We start from the raw sequence: 17,555 nt of genomic DNA on the forward strand, positions 1-17,555 counted from the left end.
TTATATTATATTCATTGCCAGGCGGTAGAGCTCTCCTATGGACAGTCGAAATCCGCTCACAAAAGATAGAGACTGCTGATGAGAAGACCAGCAAATCATGCGGCGTCGCGCCAGCCCTCTATACCGGGTTTTGTTTTGGCAATGCCGCTTTACCCGTCAAAAACGATCAATATTCCCGGCGTCTGTCTCGCGATATTCGTATTTTCCATCGGTTTCTTCATTCAATGCAATGTGTTGACCAGCAATCTCGGCCTGCGTTTCCTCAATATTACCGACATGCTGGTGCTGATGACGCTGCCCGTCCTCGCCCTGCTTTACATTCGCTGCCTGACGCTGTCGATTATCCTGTTTTATCTTGTTCCGCTGACGATGCTGTTTGTCCTCACGACGCTGTTTGCCGACGCGCGCGGCGATGGCGAGTTTTATACAACGGCGATGACCTATTTTTATGCCGTCTATTTTCTGTTCTTTGCCTATATGCTGTTCAAGGAAAACCTCCTCGAACTGTTCTGCTGGGGCATATTTGCGGGGTTCATAGCGGTGACGATCCTGCTTTTCCTGGACACCGTCATCCATGACCAGCTCGCCTCGCTCGGATTGTCCTTCATGTTCGATGAGGCAGGCGTCCTGGAGCTTGCGGCAAAAGGTGAAGTGACACCGTTGCTTTTGCGCGTCGAAAAGGCAGGCGGCATCTGGCCCGTCGGCAATACAGCTGGACCGGCCTTCGCGCTGGCCGGAGCAGCGGCGGCCTATCTCGCCGAACGCCACAAACGCCCCGCACTGTTTGCCGTGTTTCTGCTCGTATATCTCGCCAGCTTCACCCTCACGCTCAACCGCTCGGGGGTGTTTGCCGTCCTCGCTATCGGGCTCTATTTCTACGTTCGGAATTTTTCGATCAAAATGCTGCTCAGCACCTATTTCGGGTTTGCCTTGTGCGCGCTCGTCATCGCCGCCGTTTTGCCGCTCGGTGCTTTCGACTTTGCGGAACAGGCCTTTACGAAACGTTTTCTTGAGGACAGCAACAGCAGCAACAATTTGCATGAGCGGTGGGAGACGATCACCGGCGGTTTTCAGGTCATGTTCCAGCATCCTGTGGGCATAGGGTTTACCGCGCGATACGAAGAACTTGCGCGGATATCGAGGATCGGCACACCACATAATGGTTTTATGGCCACCGCCTACGCTTCCGGGTTGGGATTTTGCATCATGAGCGCCTTTGCGCTGGTTTATGTAATTTTCCGAAAACGCAAAATCGGCTTTTTCGCCTATTCAGCAATCGGCGTCATTATTGGCTATCAATTTGAAGAGCTGAATTTCAACCCCGTCTTCATGGCTCATGTGGGGCTTGGGCTTGCCTATGCCGCCATTGATCTGGACTTCAGGCTTTTCCTGAGAAACACAATGATGCGGATGCTGGGAACGGCAGACAATGCGCGCAACAGGGGAGAACGAAGCCTCATCAGCGACCCGCCGGGTCTAAGGCCGCCTGTGTTCTGACGGGACGTTCAGGCCACATCGACGATCTCGATCTCCCTCCCGCCCAAACGGACGAGATCGCCAGCCGCTTTTCCCATCAGCACCCTTGCAACCGGGGAGACATAGGACATCGTTCCCGCAGCGGGATCTGCTTCATCTTCACCGACGATCCGGAACCGTTGCGTTCGCCCGTCATCGCGGCTGAACGTCACCAGGCTGCCGAAGACGACGACGCCGTCCGCTGGCGGATCAGGCATCAATTGCGCGGTACGGACCCGCTCGGAGAAATATCGCAGATCGCGAAGCGGGCTGGCGGAAATGCGGCGTCTTTCATTGATGTCTTCAATGGCATTAGCCGCCTCACAGGCTTCGCGCGCCAGCCGCAGCTGCTCTTCCAGGGCCTTCAGCCCGGACCGCGTTACCAAATTCGGATGAGGCGAGATTATCCGGTCCGGCAGAACGGTTTCGGCTGCGGTTTCCGCACTGTCTTCCTTGGTAAAGGCTACGCTCAATCCTGACACTCCATTCCCGAATGCCCCAATCCTGCCATCGCTCGCAGGCGCCCGCAAGAGCACGCTGCGCGGGTTCAAAACGGACATGTAACAGGCGCAAGCGGGTCAGGACAACGTGCTCGTTCAACAGCTCAATGCAACCGCAACGGAACATACCCCTCATATTTCGGCCTAACAGGGGGCTTTTTGCCCTGTTAGAGTGTGCAGCAGGAGGAGTGAGACGCCAACGCTAACGGACAGGAGACGGTTCATGGCCCGGACAGTAGTGAATGCGCTTGGAGACACACTCTATTACAGCGGCAGCTCCACGGGATTTTTCTCCGCCACGGGTTCCGGCCCGCTGCTCACCGGCACGGCAGGCAATGATTCCATGTGGGGAGACAGTTCCGTCAACGTGACCATGGTCGGCGGCACGGGCGACGATATTTATTATCTCTATTCGAGCATCAATCGCGCCGCCGAAAATGCCGGGGAAGGTATCGACACCATCGATACATGGATGAGTTACACCCTGCCCGACAATTTCGAGAATCTGCGGGTAACGGGTGACGGGCGTTATGCCTTCGGCAATTCGCTCGACAATATCATTACCGGCGGGTCGGGCAGTCAGACGATCGATGGCGGGGCCGGCAACGACGTGCTGATCGGCGGCGGCGGGGCCGACACCTTTGTTTTCACGAGCGGCAACGGCACCGATCTCATTACCGATTTCAGCGCCAACGACACGATCCGGCTCAATGGCTACGGCATCACATCTTTCGATCAGCTTGTCGGCAGCGCCACACAGCAAGGTGACGACCTGTGGCTCAATTTTTCGAATGGCGAGGCCATCGTTCTTGCTGGAACGACCGTAAACGACCTTCAGGCCGACCAGTTCGAACTCAGCCTCGACCGCTCGTCACTTACCCAGACCTTTGCCGATGAATTCGATACGCTCTCGCTGCGCAATGGCGATCAGGGTATCTGGGACGCCAAATATTGGTGGGCGCCGGAAAAGGGAAGCTCGCTGACGACGAATGGTGAGGCGCAATGGTATATCAACCCGGCCTATGCCGGCACATCGGAGGTCAATCCTTTCAGCACCGAAAACGGCGTCCTGACCATCACCGCCGAGGAGACCCCGCAGTCGATTGCCGACGAGGTCGAGGGTTATGACTATACCTCGGGGATGCTGAACACCTATTCCTCCTTCAGCCAGACCTATGGTTATTTCGAGATCCGCGCGGATATGCCGACCGACCGGGGCGCCTGGCCTGCCTTCTGGCTGCTGCCCGAAGATGGCTCCTGGCCGCCCGAACTCGATGTCATCGAAATGCGCGGCCAGAACCCCAATACGCTCATCATGTCCGCCCATTCCAACGCCACCGGTGAACAGACCTCGGTGATCAACAATGTCAGTGTACCGAGCACCGACGGGTTTCACACTTATGGCGTGCTGTGGGATGCCGAACACATAACCTGGTATTTCGATGATGTCGCCGTGGCGCAGACGGATACGCCTGACGATATGCATGACCCCATGTACATGGTCGTCAACCTTGCCGTCGGCGGCATGGCGGGAACGCCATCGGCAGCCGATTTCAGCGACGGCTCGCAGATGATGATCGATTACATCAAGGCCTATTCGCTCTCCGACTGGGCCGCATAAATTAAAACACCGGCAGTCGCATCGGGACTGCCGGTGTTTCAAACATCAGCCTCTCGGCTCACGCCTTGTTAGGCCCATCACTCGGCCGCGAGCTGGGTGCGGGCGGCATTCAGCGAAATCAGATGCCGCGCCGTTTCAAGGCTTGCCGGCTGCTCGGCGCGATAACGGCGGCCGATTTCCATCATCAGCACAGTATTTGGCAGGAAGGAAAGTTCCGAGAAAATGTCCTGCCAGTCGATATCGCCCCAGCCGAGCGGCATGTGCAGATCGCCGATGCCGAGCGCTGTGTTTTCCTGAGGAAAATAGGGCTGATAGAAGCCCTGCGGGCGGCCGAAGGAATCATGCACATGCAGATGGCCGGCAACCGGCGCCATGGCGCGAAGTTCATCGCGGAAATCGAGGCCACGATAGGTGGATTCGAGATAGGCATGGCTGAAGTCGATCAGCGCTACGAGATTGTCGTGCCCGACAGCCTTCACGGTTGCGGCCACCTCGGCCGGCGTCTGGCGATATTGGCCGGGCTCGGTGGAGAAGATGTTCTCGAGTGCGATGCGCACGCCATAGGGCCTGCAAAATTCAGCCAGTTCGAAAAGCGCGTCCCGCTCGCGGCTGTCGGCATCGGCCCGTTCGGCGATCTGGTCGGCACGCAGCGCGCCGCCATGCTGGACGAGAATGCCCGCACCGATACGGTCGCATAGAACGGCAAGCGCCTTGGCCGCGTCGATCTGGTAACGGCATGTCACCGGATCCATGAAATTCGAAGAGACGAGACCGTGCACGGTGTAACGGAAGTCGAACCGCTTCGCGAGCGCTACGAAACGATCGGCGCGCTCCTCGATGAGCCGGCCGCCGGCGATCATGTCGAGGCTTGTTGCGGCGATTTCCACGGTATCGCAGCCGATTTCGGCAAGCGCGCGCAGATCGTGTTCGAGGGTGGCCAGTTCGCCGTCATCCGAGTGGGCGTTGAAGCCGGTACCTATAAGATTGCTCACGTCGTCATCTCCAGGGTTAAAAAAGGTCATGGGAGCTCGGGCGCCGTGCATGCGACGCCACTTCCAGCAGGTCCGGGCGGCCGATATTGGCGTCGTCTATCCCGGGCGGTGCGATATCGTAAGAAAGTCCAGGGTCGCCGCCGTTGTGTTGGAAAGCGAACGGGACATTGTGATCCGTTTCCGTTGAAACCGATCCCTCAATTAAGTTTCTTCATTTACAGCTTTATGACATTTCCGCTGGCAAACGGCAGGGAGCGCACGCCGCGCGCCTGGACAAGCAGCGGCATCATGAAGACGGGCGGGGGAAATTGTCGCAAGGTCCGGTTTCGGACACTCGGGTCCGCTCAAAATCGGATTGGTCGCAAATTGCGGCGATGGGTTTTCGCACCGGCGGGTTAAAGCTGCATGTATTCGGACGGAAGGCGCTAACCGAGATTGTACACCATGAAATAAATCAGCCAGCAATGCGCAATGGCCAATATCGCCCAGGCCCATTTGGCGGCCCTGATATCGGCATCGACGATCCTGTTTCGAATCTCGGCCCTGCCCGACGCCTCGTCTCCGGCTCGATCGTCCACGACGACAGATGAAGATAATGTTTGCGAAACAGGTTCGCCGACAACGTAGAGCCTGTCGCCGCGCGGACGCGAATTATCCCCGACGCTCTCCGCATCGGAAAGCGTATCGTCGCCGGAAACGCAATTCACCGCCACAAGCTGCGATGATACCCCCCTGTTACGCACTTTACCTCTATTGGGCATCATAATCTTCCACACAATAAAAATAAAAATATTCACGAGTTACTTCCGGTAAAGCTGCGCTTTACCGGACATGCCGCGATAAGCGCGTCCATGCTTCCCCCGCCGACCCAAAGGCCGCCCCCGTCATCAGGCTACCGGGACCCCCGGCAGATCACGCCTGCCCGCATAAGGTTTCGCCTCCCGCTGGATCAGGAAGACGGATTTTTCCACCGGCAGCGGCTCGATCGTCCGGTAGCGCTGAAATCGCCTGGAATATTCGAATCGGATGAGCCTGTCGTCGAACTTCCCCGCCAGAACGCGATAACCGTTGACGAATTCATTGAGGATTTCCAGTTCCTCTCCCCACACCCAGCCGCCGTAGGACGTTCCTTCATTTGAACGCAGCACAATCTCGAAAAAGTGCCCGCCCGCCACCAGCGGCATGCGAAAGAGAATATCGAGATTATCCTCGTCCTCGTCGTCGCCCTTTTCCGCAGACAGCCTGGCATGCGCGACCTTCGCATGGACGAGCGCCGATACCGGATAGAACGGACGACCCTTGAACCACATGAATTCACTGACCGCATATCCGACATCGTCGGCACGCTGGTAAGGCTCGATACGCGGCTCGAAGGCCATGTAGCTTCCGTTGAACGCTATCACTGTCGAAAATTCCCGATGCCTGCCCGTCGCATGTCCGCTGTTTTCCACCCGTCATTCATGCTTCTGTCTGCGACAATACCCAAGCCGCGTCACACCAGCGTCAAATGGAACGCTATGATGACTTTCAATTTCCCGGACACGTTGTTAGATGATGGTTCATGAGGGGACGAAAGTGGCTGGGAACGCTGAACTGATACCGATCCGGCTTTTTGGCACCCCGCGCTGTGATGCGGTGCGGGAGGCATTTTTTCCGTCCAAGGGCTTCGCGCTGACCGCCGCCCTCATCCTTGCGCCGAACCAGTCCCTTTCCCGCCAGTACGCCGCATCGCTGCTGTGGGAAAATGTCGAGCAGAAGAGGGCTCTCGGCAATTTGCGGCAGTTGATTTTGCGCCTGCAGAAACTGCCCAATGAGGACGACGCCATCCTTCTGACCGAAGGAAACGACCTGAAGGCCGGCAGACTGGCGCAGCGCACCGACCTTGCCCTCTTCCTTGCCGGCGCAAGGGCCGAAGACCCGATGCGGCGGCTCAATGCGCTGCTGGAATTCGGCGGCGAGTTGCTGGAGGGGCTGGAGGCCGGGCAGGACCATCTCTATCTCTGGCTGCTTTCTGAGCGCCGCCGCCTCAGGGACCTGTTCTTTTCGAGCTATACCCAGCTTCTGGAGGAATTGACGCGGTTTGGCCGCGCCAGTTCGAACGACATCTCCAGGCTTGCCGAATGCGCTTGCAAGCTCGAACCGGAACGCGAAGAAACCTACCGCGCCGCCATGGCGGCCTATGCGCGGATCGGAAATATCAGCGCCTGTGAGGGCATGCACCAGCTTCTGATGGAGCAGCTTCGTCAGGAAGGTCGTTCCCCGGAAGCGGAAACCGTGGCGCTGCGACGGCGAATACAAAGCCTGGCCGCCACGATAGCGGCCCCCGCCGAGGCGGAAGAGGGCATTCGCCGGAAATCCCAGACGAAACCGCGCATCGCATTCGTTCGTCCGGCAAGGGTCGACGGGCAGCCGGTCTCGCCGGTCATGCAGGCCTTTGTCGAGGATGTCGCCAACAGCCTTGTCCGATACCGCACCTTCACCGTGCTTTCGCCGCACAGCACCTTTGCACTGGCGCATGACCGGGCCGATGACGGCTACGCCATGCTGCGGGCGGATTACCGCATCATTTCGACCGTGTTCGACGAAACCCGCATGTCGGTTGCGCTGATCGAGGACGCCAGCGGTGAAATCGTCTGGTCGCTGGAGGCGGTCCTGACCGAACGACATATTCACGCCGCTTTCCGCCTGCTCTCCAAACAGGTGGCCGCAGCGCTTGCCCGCGAAATCGAGCGGCTTCAGGTGGAGCCCGACCGCAACCACAGCGGCGAGGCCTACCGGCAATTGCTGGAGGGCCAGCAGCTTCTGCGCGGCAAATGCGATCTGCCGCTTCTCAGAAGAGCCCGCTCGATGTTCCGCAAGGCGGTCGATCTCGACCACGGCATGGCGGTTGCCCGCGCCCGCGTGGCGCAGAGCCTGCAACTGGAATGGCTGATGCTGGGCGGCAACGACCCCCATCTCCTGCATCGCGCCAAGGCGGAAGCAGACTCCTCCGTCGAAATCGACCCCGCCCTTGGGGTGGGCCACTGGATGTGCGCGGTGGTGGCGCTCTACCAGCGGGATTTCGATGTCTCAGCCGAAAAATTCTTCGAGGCGGAGGCGTTGGCGCCCAACTCGGCCGACCTCCTGCTCCAGCATGCCGACGCGCTTGCTCATTTCGGCGATGCGGAAATCGCCTGGGAGAAATTTCAGCAGGCCATCGATCTCAATCCTCTGGCGCCCGACATCTACTGGTGGGCCGGCGCCAGCATCGCGTTCAAGCGCGAGGATTACGGCATGGCGGTGGAACTGTGCGGGCGAATGGAAAATGACGAGCCTGCGTTGCGCGTCCTGACCGCAAGCCACGCCCTGCATGGCGATCTGGCCGCCGCTCTGGAAACCGGCAACAGGCTTCAGGAAAACTATCCGGGTATGACGGCGAGGGAGATCAGCAGTCTGTCTCCGGACCGGGACCCGGTAGCGAATGAAAAATTCTATCACGCACTTCGATTAGCTGGGATTAAATAGGAGATATTATGTCCTCGCATTTCTTCATTGTCGGAAAAAAGGGTTTTGGCGTTCTCTTCATTCGCACGGCGCCGCTTCGGGTTGCGTCCGTCTCGCATGAGACGATTGCCGCGTATGAAACCAGCCATCCGGGCGTGGATGGCTATGCCCGTGTGGCCGCGGCCGCAAAGTCCATGCTCGTTCGCCAGGACGGCCAGCCGGAAGCGGAACTGGATCAGGTGCAGATCCAGGGCATCGAAGCCCTCGTCGCCGGCGGCGCCGTGGTTTCCGAAGCCGATTTCGCCTTTATCGGCGAAGTGGTCGACGCCGGCTGGGATTTCAACCGCATGGTGCAGGCGCCGATCGAAGCGGCCCTGAAGGCTGTCGGCCCGGCCGGCGCCGTCACCGGCGAGCTGTTCGACGCGATTCTTGCCGACGACAGCAACACCGCGCCCTGATCGGGGTCGCGCAGCCTTGGCCCGCGCCGATGCTCCCATATCAGCGACAGCGGCTTCAAGGCATGCCGACGCTTCGTTCTTCGATCCCGGACTGCTTCGGCGGTTCGGGATTACCCGTGTCGGTGATGTAACCGGTCTCGATATTATCGGTACTCCCGTCTGGTTCGCGGCCCGGCCCAATTCGCGCGGGCTGTCGGTCTCGCAGGGCAAGGGGCTTGTCCCGGAACAGGCCCGGCTATCGGCGATCATGGAAGCGATCGAAGGTGCAGTTGCCGAAGAAACCCGCAAACATATCGCCGCCTTCAGCTCCGTTCAGCAGATGCGGGAGAAGGGAACTCCCATCATTCCCTTCGAAACCGTCGGCAGGGTCGATTGCGACGCGCTCGATCCGCGAAAAGAACGCGCCTGGGTGAAGGGAACGTCCATTCGCCGGCAACAGGAGGTTTTTGCGCCTTACGAACTTGTCGGCATGGATTTCCGCGTGGATTTCCCATGGGACCGGCGGGCCTTCCGCATGAGTTCGCAAGGGCTCGCGGCCGGGTTCAACCATGACCATGCGGTTCTCCATGCCCTGCTCGAACTCATTGAAAACGACGCCTGCTTTCTCGTCGACACTTTCGAGACGCGCGCCGTCGCACCGCAGCCGATCCTCATTCCGGCCGGCGTCGATCCTTCGTTTGACCGTCTTGTCCAACATCTGTCGGACATCGGCCTGCCGCCGTCCTTCTTCGACCTGACGAATGGGCTTGGCGTGCCGGTGGCGATGGCGAGCCTGCCCCGGTCGCTGCAGGCGCAGGATGGGCCTGCCACCCGCAGCGCCGCGGGGGCCGCTTGCCGGCCTGATATTCATGGCGCTGCGATTGCAGCGCTGCTGGAGGCGATCCAGTCGCGATTGACCGATATCAGTGGCGCGAGGGACGATCTTTCTCCTCTCCGCTACCAGCGGGATATGGTTGCGGCCGGGTCTTCGGCCGCCGGCGTGCAGCCGATGGAAAGGGCGTCGGCCAATCTCGATTTTATACATGACGCCGCGTCTTCGCCGCCATGGCGTCAACTTGCGACGCACCTGTTCGCCGGCGGCATTGAGGATATCTATGTCTTTCCACTGGAAACGGAGGTATCCGGCCTGCATGTGGTGCGGGTTCTGGCAAGCGGCCTTGCCCCGGCCGGCGGCGGCCTGCAACACATCTCGCAGCGCACTCTCGATCGCATGCTGACTGTCGGGGGCCTCGAATGAAGCCGGTGGTTTTTGCAGGCCCGTCCATCCACGGCATCGCAGGCGAATATACTGCCGGTCTCGATCTTTGCGGTCCGGCCGCCTGCGGCGATATTTTCGATGCGGTTCGGCACGGTGTCGGCACAATCGGACTGATAGACGGGCTTTACGGCGATTGCGCCGCCGTCTGGCACAAGGAAATCCTCTATGCGCTTTCGAACGGCGTTATCGTTATCGGCGCTGCCAGCATGGGTGCGCTCAGGGCGGCGGAATGCGCGCCCTTCGGCATGATCGGCATCGGCGAGATTTTCGAGGCTTATCGGGATGGGCGGCGTGTTTCCGATGCCGATGTAGCGGTGAGCCACGCGCCGGGTGCGCTCGATTACCGCCCGCTGACGGTTGCGCTGGTAGACGCCGAGGCGACGCTTGCGGCCTGCCGCGAGACGCTCACCCCGGAGCAATCTGGCGCGCTCGCGCGTGCCGCCAGCAACCTGCATTTTGCCGGCAGGACATGGCGCTCCATCGCTGCCGAAGCCGGTCTCGGCACCGCGACGGCAGATTTGCTCGCGGCCAATGCGGTTTCCGTCAAGAGAAACGATGCGACGAGGCTTCTGACAATGCTCACGGGAGAAACATTGCCATCGCCACCGTCGCCATCATGGAAACTCCAGAATACGATGTTTTTCCAGCAATTGGCGGCAAGGCGGCCGGCAGGGAACAAAACGTCTTGAGCGCCATCCAGCCCTTGTCTCTGATCCCCGATTGCGGCGGGCTGATCCGCACGATTGCGCTTGCACTGCCCGCCTCTTTATTTGCGAAAAACAGGACCGCTGACTGTGTTTCACCGCTCATTCCGATCGGAAACCTGCTCTCGGCCCTGCCTGTAGATATCACCGCCGTTATCGTGATTGATCACGCCTGTCTCCAGTCGGCACGAGCCTGGCTCGGCAGCCTGCCAACACGCTGCAGCACGAATCTGATACCCCTTGCCGGAAACGACAGTGTTTCCCATCCATGGATACAGGATATGTTCCATGTACGTGCGGCGGATATTACGGCGGAATTCGTGCTGTTGGCAGAGAATGCCGTTGGCGCCAGCCTCGCCGAATATATGGGAGCGGCGACAACCCATTCCGATGTCGCCCTGGCAGGGGGCAACCAGCTTGTCGGCCCGGATTTTCGGCTGGTGGGCCATTCCAGCCTACGGGATGACAGGGGAATCGGAAGGAATGCGCCCATCCCTTCGCAGCGGTTGCGAAAGATTGAGGCTCTCGACGGCAGCAGCATTTTCAGTTTCGGATATCGGCCGGGCGATCTCGGTCAAATTCCGGCTTCTTCCGATTTTTCCGCGATGGAAACATGCGGAGCGGAGGTTGCCGATAAAAAAATGCACCAATGCGGCTTTCACGTTGACCAGTTCGTTTCCGTCACTGGTCTGAGAAGCGGCGGCCGGCCGCTATTGCTCCTCGCCGACCCCCTCGCCCATGGCGGATGCGATGCCCGCGCCGCAACGGAGCTTAAACGAAAACTGGACGCCTCGGCGCTTTGGCTCGCGCGGCAGGGCTTTGCGATCGAGCGCAATCCCATCCCGATTTCGCCGGCCATCGACACCAACAAATGCCTGCCCAGACTTTACAACAATGTATTTCTTGAAAATGTCATACGTTCCGGTCAGAAACGGCCATTCGTCTGGATTCCGCATTTCGGCGATACCGAACCGCTTGAGGAATTCGATGCAATGAACCGAAGAATTTGGGATGGATTCGGCTTTCAAACCATCGGCGTGAGCGGATGGAGCCACCTTTCCAGCCGCAACGGTGCGTTGCGTTGTGCGACAAAAATAATAAATCGCGGCCCGGACACGCGATTATGAACAAAAAACCGTGCAATTTTGTCAATAAAGCTTCATAATACCCGTGGAAATTGTGTTGAATGTATACCTTCAACAATATTAATTGATAATCATCGGATTTAAGAACCTCAAGCGGAGGAATTTGTAATGCACGCCAAACTACCCAGCCCGATCGACGTCCATGTCGGCGCACAAATCAGAATGCGCCGCAAGTCGCTCGGCATGAGCCAGAGTGCGCTGGCCGGGCGATTGGGCATCACCTTCCAGCAGGTCCAGAAGTATGAAAAGGGCGCCAATCGTGTCGGTGCGTCCCGTCTGCAGGCCATCGCGTCGATTCTCGGCGTTGAGGTCAGTTCCCTGTTCGCCAACGCCACGCCCGATGGCGATCCGGCCAACCCGGCTCTTGGTACGATCAATGCCATGCAGACCTTCGTGGCCTCGAATGAAGGCTTTTCGCTCAACCAGGCCTTTTCGCGTATCAAGAGCGCCGCCGTGCGCAGAAGCATCGTCGCTCTCGTGACATCGCTTGCCGCCACTGAAGCGGCGGAAAACGCCGCCGCGCCGGCGGACAAAAACGGCGATTGACACAGGTGTGACGCTCGCGTGACGCTCGATGTGGTCGAAAATGAACAACGCAACATCATCGCGTTTTCATAGTGTCGACTGTCGAGAGGGAATCATGGCGGCGTCTACCACGGCTATACTTGAACAGGACAATGCGGACGAGATTCTGGCGCTCGGGCGGATGGTTTCCTATCTCTGCCAGCGCTCGAAATCTCTGGAACTGGGCATGTCGACCTATTTCCTGGAAATGGCGCTGTTGTCGCTGGCGCAGGACATAAATCAGCATGGCTTGCCGAACGCAGCTGCAGAGATGAACGGCAGCGGTTTGGCACACGCCGAACTACATTAAACAACCGCATTTAAAAGACCGCGTCTGCAATTGCGCAGAGCTGCAGACATTTTTCGTCTGCGGTTCCGGCTGGGCTGAAACACACCGGACGCACCTATTTTATAAAATTTGTTCCTAGCGTTTGTCGAGGCCCGGTTTTTACCGGGCCTCGATTTATATCAAAGGTAAAGACTGGCAAATCCTGTTGTCAGACGACGACGGCGCCTGGACCCGCCACTGCGCCCGGCGGCACCTTGCCCAGAATGATCATGCCGAGAACCTCATCCTTGGTGACATCCTCGGTCCGCGCGTGGCCGACCACTCTGCCGTTCTTCATCACGAAGACCCTGTCGGCCAGATCGAAAACATCGTGAATATCGTGGCTGATGAGGAAGATGCCGATGCCCTGCCGTTTCAGCTCCTTGACGAGATCGCCCACCTGCGCCGTTTCCTGCGGCCCGAGTGCGGCCGTCGGCTCGTCCATGATGAGGATTCGGGCATCGAACAGAATGGCGCGGGCGATGGCGACGGATTGCCGCTGGCCGCCCGACAACGCCTTCACCGGCTCCTTGAACCGCCGGAAATTGGGGTTGAGCCGCCCCATCACCTCGCGGGCCGAGGCTTCCATGGCGACATCATCGAGCGTGCCCCATTTCGTCTTCAGCTCGCGGCCGAGATAAAGATTGGCCGCCGCATCGACATTATCCGCCACCGCCAGCGTCTGGTAGATGGTCTCGATACCGTATTTCTTGGCGTCGCGGGGATTGCGGATATCGGCATCCTCGCCATTGATGAGAATATCGCCGCCATCGCGCCGGTATGCGCCGGAGAGTATCTTGATAAGGGTCGATTTGCCCGCGCCGTTGTGGCCGAGAAGGGCGACCACCTCACCGGGGAAAAGATCGACAGAGGCGTTTTCCACCGCATGGATACCGCCGAAGGAAATGGAAATATTGCGCATTTCCACGAGGGGCGTGACTTGGTCCGTCATAGGAGTTCTCCTCGGTTCTTACTTGGCGCGGGCGCGGTAGATGGTGTCGAGCCAGACGGCGACGACCAGGACCACACCGACAACGATGCGCTGGAAGGGCGTATCGATGCCCACCAGCACCATGCCGGATTGCAGCGACTGCATGACGAGCGCGCCGAGCATCGCGCCCGCTACGGTTCCGACACCGCCGGCAAGCGAGGTGCCGCCGATGACGGCCGCCGCGATGGTGTAGAGCTCGTCCAGCTCGCCCTGGGCATTGGTGGCCGCGTTGAGGCGGGCGGTCGAGATGGCCGCGGCGATGGCGCACAGAACGCCCATCAGCGTGAAGATTTTCACCGTCACCCAGCGGGTCTTGATGCCGGCGAGTTCGGCTGCTTCCGGATTGCCGCCGATGGCGAAGACATAACGTCCGAAACGCAACCTTGTGGCGATGAAGGTCATGACCGCACCGACGGCAAGCGCCATCAGTACCGGAATGGCGATACCGTGCGAAATGAACAGGCCGCCTTCAGGCCAGGCGATGCCATTGGCATCGGCATAGTTGCGGGCGATGTTGATTGGCCATGGATAGCTGTTGACCACCGCCACGAAACCGATGACGACGACGCAGCCGAGAGCTGCCAGAAAATATTCCGCCCAGACGGGCCGCAGCGGAAAACCGAAGCGGCGGCGTTGGTGGCGGGAATTGAGGATTGCCGCGATGATGGCGACGCAGGCTATGATCGCAGCGATCCAGCTCCATGTCGCGCCAATCGAGCCGCTGGTGCCGCCGCCCATCAGGCGGAAGGTGGAATCCATCGGCGCCACGGTGCGGCCGCTGGTGATGAACCATGTGCCGCCGCGCCAGACCAGCAGGCCGCCAAGCGTAACGATGAAGGACGGCACGTTCAGGAAAGCGATGATGGAGCCCTGCAGCATGCCGATGGCGCCGCCGACGAGAATCCCGACTAGAAGCGTGACGATCCAGGTAGCCCAATGTTCGAAACCGAGGATTTGCGGCAGGATTTCCGCCTGTGTGACGCCCATGATCATGCCGGAGAAACCGAGGATCGACCCGACCGACAGGTCGATATTGCGGGTGACGATAACGAGCACCATGCCGGTCGCCATGACAGCCACGGACGCGGTCTGCACGGAAAGGTTCCAGAGGTTTCGCGGCGTCAGAAACAATCCGCCCGACAGGATATGAAATCCGATCCAGATCAGAAGAAGTGCACCCACCATGCCGAGCAGCCTGGTATCCAGCTCGGTGGCGTTGATGAAGCGCGTTATCGAGCCTGCTTTTTCCGTCTTTTGCGACGTTGTGGAATTGGATTGGGTCGTATCGGCCATGAACTGCCGGTGCTCCTTACATCTTAGACCGTTTTCGTTTTTCCCTGAATCGCGAAAACGCTCCAACGCTTTTTTCTGGCGCATCTCCGGACGGAAAACCGGGGCCCACTTTTCCTGGAAATGCTCTAAAAGGCGCTGCGCCATGAGCCATGGCGCAGCGCCCGAACCGGGACGTATTCGATCAATCGCAGGCTTTGACGGTTCCGGCCTTCACACCCTGGCAGGCCGTTTCCTTTTTGATCCAGCCGGCATCGATGACGACGTTCAGATTGTCCTTGGTGATGGCGATCGGCTTCAGGAAGACCGACTGCATCGTGACCTTCTTCGGGCCACCGTCAAAGGCCGTGACGCCCTTGATCTCCGTCATCTTCTTGCCGCCGGCCAGTTCCAGCGCGATGCCTGCCGCTTCCTTGCCGAGTTCACGGCTGTCCTTCCAGACCGAGACCGTCTGCGTGCCGAGCGCAACGCGGTTCAGTGCGGCGAAATCGGCATCCTGACCGGAAACGGGAACCGAACCGGCCATGCCCTGCGCGGCGAGAGCGGCGATTGCACCGCCGGCTGTGCCATCGTTCGAGGCGACGACCGCATCGACCTTGTTGTTATTCTTGGTCAGGAACTGTTCCATGTTCTTCTGGGCATTTTCCGGCTTCCAGCCATCGGTATAGGCTTCGCCGACATTCTTGATCTTGCCGCCGTCAATGGCAGCCTTCAGCACTTCCTGCTGACCGGCGAACAGGAAGTCCGCATTCGGATCGGAAGAAGAGCCCTTGATGAAGACGTAATTGCCTTCGGGCTTCACCTTGAAGACTTCGGCAGCCTGAAGACGCCCGACTTCCTTGTTATCGAAGGTAATGTAGAAGGCGTTCTGGTTTTCGATCAAGCGGTCGTAACCCACGACCGGAATGCCTTCGGCAACGGCCTTTTCAACAGCCGGGCCAATCGCGTCGCTGTCCTGCGCCAGGATGATCAGCGCGTTGGCGCCCTGCGCGATCAGCGATTCCACGTCGGTCAACTGCTTTGCGGCGGATGATTGCGCGTCGGCGGAGATGTATTTCGCGCCGGCCTTGTCAAGCGCCGCCTTGATGGCCGCCTCATCCGTTTTCCAGCGTTCTTCCTGGAAATTCGACCAGGAAACGCCGACGACGAGATCGGCCGCGATAGCCGCGGTATGCAGGGAAACGAGTACGGCTGTACCCGCCAAAAGCTTGGCAAAAGAATTCATGATGTCCTCCCGGTAAGGGCGACGCCCCACACCTCCATGCAGGAAAATCGCCCGGAAAAAGCTGCCGGTCTCTGTGGTTTCACAATTTTCTCGACAGTCGAGAAAATTAATGTCAGAGATTCCCCATGCTGTCAACAACGGCTGCGGGCAGCATCCGGGTGCCTTGATCTTCGCTTTGGCATGCGCCATCAGAGCAGATCAGCACAACAGGAAAAAGGCCGTTCAGGGAGCATGCCCCAGCCCATGTCCGCCATTGCAAGTACGGAACTGGTGCGCCAGAAAAACAGCCTGTCGGTGATGGCGGCGCTGCGCCTGCACGGCAGCCTTTCCCATACCGACATGTCGTCTTCCACCGGGCTTGCCTCCGCAACCGTGTCCGCCATCACCACCGAGCTTGAGCGGGCCGGTCTCATCCTGCGAAAAGAGCAACTCGCCGCCGCCGGCCGCGGCCGGCCGCGCATTCTCTTCGGCCCGCGCGGCGCTTTCTGCCATGTCGCCATCATCATCATCTCTTCCGACAGCGTGCAATATTCGCTGGTCGATTATGCCGGCAAGCTGGTGGACCGTTTCACCGAACAAAGGATTGCCGCTGAAAAAGGCACATTCGGCGGCGCGATCCTCGCCGGTCTCGCAAGACTTGCCGATCGCTCACGCATTGACCGGCACGATATCCTCCAGGTCTCGATCAGCAGCAAGGGGCTGGTGGATACGGCCACGGCAACACTCGTCTGGTCGCCGGTTCTCGGTGACGAAAGGATTGATTTCCAGCGGCTGGTATCCGGGGACGGCCGCATTCGCGTGACGCTGAACAACGAAACGCTGCTGGCCGCAAAAGCCATCTGGATGCGGGAGCAGGCAAAAGAAAACCCGGCGCCGGAGGCCCTCGTCACCCTCTCCCTCGGCCACAGCATCGGCCTTGGCATCGCCCGCGCGGCGCGCGGCGCAATCGAGGTCAGCGCCCCCAATTTCGGCCATATGCTGCATCTGGCCGACGGCGCGCTGTGCCGTTGCGGCACCAAAGGCTGCATTGAGGCCTATTCCGGGTTTTACGCCATACTGCGTTCTGCTTTCGAAGCCCCGCCGCAGGCGGAACCGGCGAAATTCGTGCCGATTGCGGAGGTGGACAAGATCGCCGCCTCGGCCCGCACCGGCGCCCGCATGGCGCGGTTCGCCTTTCGCACCGCCGGACTTGCGCTCGGCAACGGTCTTTCACGCCTCTTCAGTCTGCATGGCCATATGCCGGTTTTCATCACCGGCCCGGGCACCCGCTATTTCGATCTTCTGGAAAGCGGCCTGCGCGACGGTCTGGCGCAATCGCAGGCGGTGCGTTTCGGCGGCATGCCGAAAATTGCCATAGCGCCCAACGAACCGGAACTGGTGTTTGAAGGGCATATGGAACACGCGCTTTCAGCCGCAGACGACTACATCCTGAGCGCCGACGGCCCGGAGAGACCGGTGAAGAGTTCAGGGAGCTGACAGGG

The 17,555-nt window shown here is 59.4% G+C and carries 17 protein-coding genes; 10 read left to right on the forward strand and 7 right to left on the reverse strand.

The genetic code is table 11. The features are described 5' to 3' along the window. Positions 1-78: 78 nt before the first annotated feature. Positions 79-1,497: an O-antigen ligase family protein gene (locus BS627_RS24660; protein WP_165691347.1), complete on the forward strand. Its 1,419-nt coding sequence runs from the start codon at positions 79-81 to the stop codon at positions 1,495-1,497. A gap of 8 nt (positions 1,498-1,505) precedes the next feature. Here the strand turns inward: BS627_RS24660 and greA are convergent, their stop codons facing one another. Then, positions 1,506-1,988: a transcription elongation factor GreA gene (gene greA / locus BS627_RS21570; RefSeq protein ID WP_077985186.1), complete on the reverse strand. Its 483-nt coding sequence runs from the start codon at positions 1,986-1,988 to the stop codon at positions 1,506-1,508. A 250-nt stretch (positions 1,989-2,238) separates the two neighbouring features. On the opposite strand from greA, the gene eglC reads away from it, so the two are divergent. Further along, positions 2,239-3,636 (forward strand): endo-1,3-1,4-beta-glycanase EglC, encoded by a 1,398-nt coding sequence (gene eglC / locus BS627_RS21575; RefSeq protein WP_077985187.1) that lies wholly within the window; start codon positions 2,239-2,241, stop codon positions 3,634-3,636. Positions 3,637-3,713: 77 nt separating this feature from the next. On the opposite strand, the gene BS627_RS21580 is transcribed toward eglC, so the two are convergent. The 3 genes from BS627_RS21580 to BS627_RS21590 form a co-directional block, all read right to left on the reverse strand. Further along, positions 3,714-4,628, reverse strand: coding sequence for a TIM barrel protein (locus BS627_RS21580; RefSeq protein ID WP_165691348.1), 915 nt, complete (start codon positions 4,626-4,628; stop codon positions 3,714-3,716). Between the two features lie 425 nt (positions 4,629-5,053). Beyond that, complete coding sequence (locus tag BS627_RS21585) at positions 5,054-5,425, reverse strand: hypothetical protein (protein WP_245307239.1); 372 nt, start codon at positions 5,423-5,425, stop codon at positions 5,054-5,056. A 90-nt stretch (positions 5,426-5,515) separates the two neighbouring features. Continuing rightward, positions 5,516-6,007: a hypothetical protein gene (locus tag BS627_RS21590; protein ID WP_077985189.1), complete on the reverse strand. Its 492-nt coding sequence runs from the start codon at positions 6,005-6,007 to the stop codon at positions 5,516-5,518. Positions 6,008-6,179: 172 nt separating this feature from the next. Between BS627_RS21590 and BS627_RS21595 the strand changes: the two genes are divergently transcribed. From BS627_RS21595 to BS627_RS21625, 7 genes are all read left to right on the forward strand, one after another. Continuing rightward, positions 6,180-8,132: an AfsR/SARP family transcriptional regulator gene (locus tag BS627_RS21595; protein ID WP_165691349.1), complete on the forward strand. Its 1,953-nt coding sequence runs from the start codon at positions 6,180-6,182 to the stop codon at positions 8,130-8,132. 8 nt (positions 8,133-8,140) lie between these two features. Next, on the forward strand, positions 8,141-8,569 hold the full coding sequence (locus BS627_RS21600; protein WP_077985190.1) for a hypothetical protein: 429 nt from the start codon (positions 8,141-8,143) through the stop codon (positions 8,567-8,569). A 16-nt stretch (positions 8,570-8,585) separates the two neighbouring features. Further along, positions 8,586-9,806 carry a YcaO-like family protein gene (locus BS627_RS21605; RefSeq protein WP_245307241.1) on the forward strand — a complete coding sequence of 407 codons (1,221 nt, stop codon included), beginning with the start codon at positions 8,586-8,588 and terminating at the stop codon, positions 9,804-9,806. Beyond that, entirely contained in the window at positions 9,803-10,516 is a 714-nt protein-coding gene (locus BS627_RS21610) for a TfuA-like protein (protein ID WP_077985191.1), read from the forward strand. The genes BS627_RS21605 and BS627_RS21610 overlap by 4 nt, the downstream gene beginning before the upstream one ends. Then, complete coding sequence (locus tag BS627_RS21615) at positions 10,513-11,658, forward strand: hypothetical protein (protein ID WP_077985192.1); 1,146 nt, start codon at positions 10,513-10,515, stop codon at positions 11,656-11,658. Before BS627_RS21610 ends, BS627_RS21615 begins: the two co-directional genes overlap by 4 nt. Before the next feature lie 126 nt (positions 11,659-11,784). Further along, positions 11,785-12,222, forward strand: a complete 438-nt coding sequence (locus BS627_RS21620; protein ID WP_077985193.1) for a helix-turn-helix domain-containing protein — start codon at positions 11,785-11,787, stop codon at positions 12,220-12,222. A gap of 94 nt (positions 12,223-12,316) precedes the next feature. After that, on the forward strand, positions 12,317-12,550 hold the full coding sequence (locus BS627_RS21625) for a hypothetical protein (RefSeq protein WP_162520348.1): 234 nt from the start codon (positions 12,317-12,319) through the stop codon (positions 12,548-12,550). 187 nt (positions 12,551-12,737) lie between these two features. Here the strand turns inward: BS627_RS21625 and BS627_RS21630 are convergent, their stop codons facing one another. The 3 genes from BS627_RS21630 to xylF all read right to left on the reverse strand — a co-directional run bounded on the left by BS627_RS21630 (position 12,738) and on the right by xylF (position 16,074). Further along, the gene (locus BS627_RS21630) at positions 12,738-13,520 is read right to left on the reverse strand and encodes an ATP-binding cassette domain-containing protein (protein ID WP_077985195.1); all 783 of its coding nucleotides are present in this window, start codon (positions 13,518-13,520) and stop codon (positions 12,738-12,740) included. Positions 13,521-13,538: 18 nt separating this feature from the next. Further along, entirely contained in the window at positions 13,539-14,852 is a 1,314-nt protein-coding gene (locus BS627_RS21635; RefSeq protein WP_077985331.1) for a sugar ABC transporter permease, read from the reverse strand. A 181-nt stretch (positions 14,853-15,033) separates the two neighbouring features. Then, positions 15,034-16,074 carry a D-xylose ABC transporter substrate-binding protein gene (gene xylF / locus BS627_RS21640; protein WP_077985196.1) on the reverse strand — a complete coding sequence of 347 codons (1,041 nt, stop codon included), beginning with the start codon at positions 16,072-16,074 and terminating at the stop codon, positions 15,034-15,036. Between the two features lie 243 nt (positions 16,075-16,317). Here xylF and BS627_RS21645 point away from each other — a divergent pair, with 243 nt between their 5' ends. Continuing rightward, positions 16,318-17,550 carry an ROK family transcriptional regulator gene (locus tag BS627_RS21645; protein ID WP_165691350.1) on the forward strand — a complete coding sequence of 411 codons (1,233 nt, stop codon included), beginning with the start codon at positions 16,318-16,320 and terminating at the stop codon, positions 17,548-17,550. Positions 17,551-17,555: the final 5 nt, after the last annotated feature.

Source organism: Agrobacterium salinitolerans (assembly GCF_002008225.1).
In the GTDB taxonomy this organism is placed as follows: Bacteria; Pseudomonadota; Alphaproteobacteria; order Rhizobiales; family Rhizobiaceae; genus Agrobacterium; species Agrobacterium salinitolerans.

Excerpts from the sequence above, each read along its gene's own strand:
- BS627_RS24660 (WP_165691347.1), top strand. The coding sequence starts at position 79 with ATGAGAAGACCAGCAAATCATGCGGCGTCGCGCCAGCCCTCTATACCG.
- eglC (WP_077985187.1), top strand. The coding sequence starts at position 2,239 with ATGGCCCGGACAGTAGTGAATGCGCTTGGAGACACACTCTATTACAGC.
- BS627_RS21590 (WP_077985189.1), bottom strand. The coding sequence starts at position 6,007 with ATGGCCTTCGAGCCGCGTATCGAGCCTTACCAGCGTGCCGACGATGTC.
- BS627_RS21595 (WP_165691349.1), top strand. The coding sequence starts at position 6,180 with ATGATGGTTCATGAGGGGACGAAAGTGGCTGGGAACGCTGAACTGATA.
- BS627_RS21600 (WP_077985190.1), top strand. The coding sequence starts at position 8,141 with ATGTCCTCGCATTTCTTCATTGTCGGAAAAAAGGGTTTTGGCGTTCTC.
- BS627_RS21610 (WP_077985191.1), top strand. The coding sequence starts at position 9,803 with ATGAAGCCGGTGGTTTTTGCAGGCCCGTCCATCCACGGCATCGCAGGC.
- BS627_RS21620 (WP_077985193.1), top strand. The coding sequence starts at position 11,785 with ATGCACGCCAAACTACCCAGCCCGATCGACGTCCATGTCGGCGCACAA.
- BS627_RS21625 (WP_162520348.1), top strand. The coding sequence starts at position 12,317 with ATGGCGGCGTCTACCACGGCTATACTTGAACAGGACAATGCGGACGAG.
- BS627_RS21630 (WP_077985195.1), bottom strand. The coding sequence starts at position 13,520 with ATGACGGACCAAGTCACGCCCCTCGTGGAAATGCGCAATATTTCCATT.
- BS627_RS21635 (WP_077985331.1), bottom strand. The coding sequence starts at position 14,852 with ATGGCCGATACGACCCAATCCAATTCCACAACGTCGCAAAAGACGGAA.
- xylF (WP_077985196.1), bottom strand. The coding sequence starts at position 16,074 with ATGAATTCTTTTGCCAAGCTTTTGGCGGGTACAGCCGTACTCGTTTCC.
- BS627_RS21645 (WP_165691350.1), top strand. The coding sequence starts at position 16,318 with ATGTCCGCCATTGCAAGTACGGAACTGGTGCGCCAGAAAAACAGCCTG.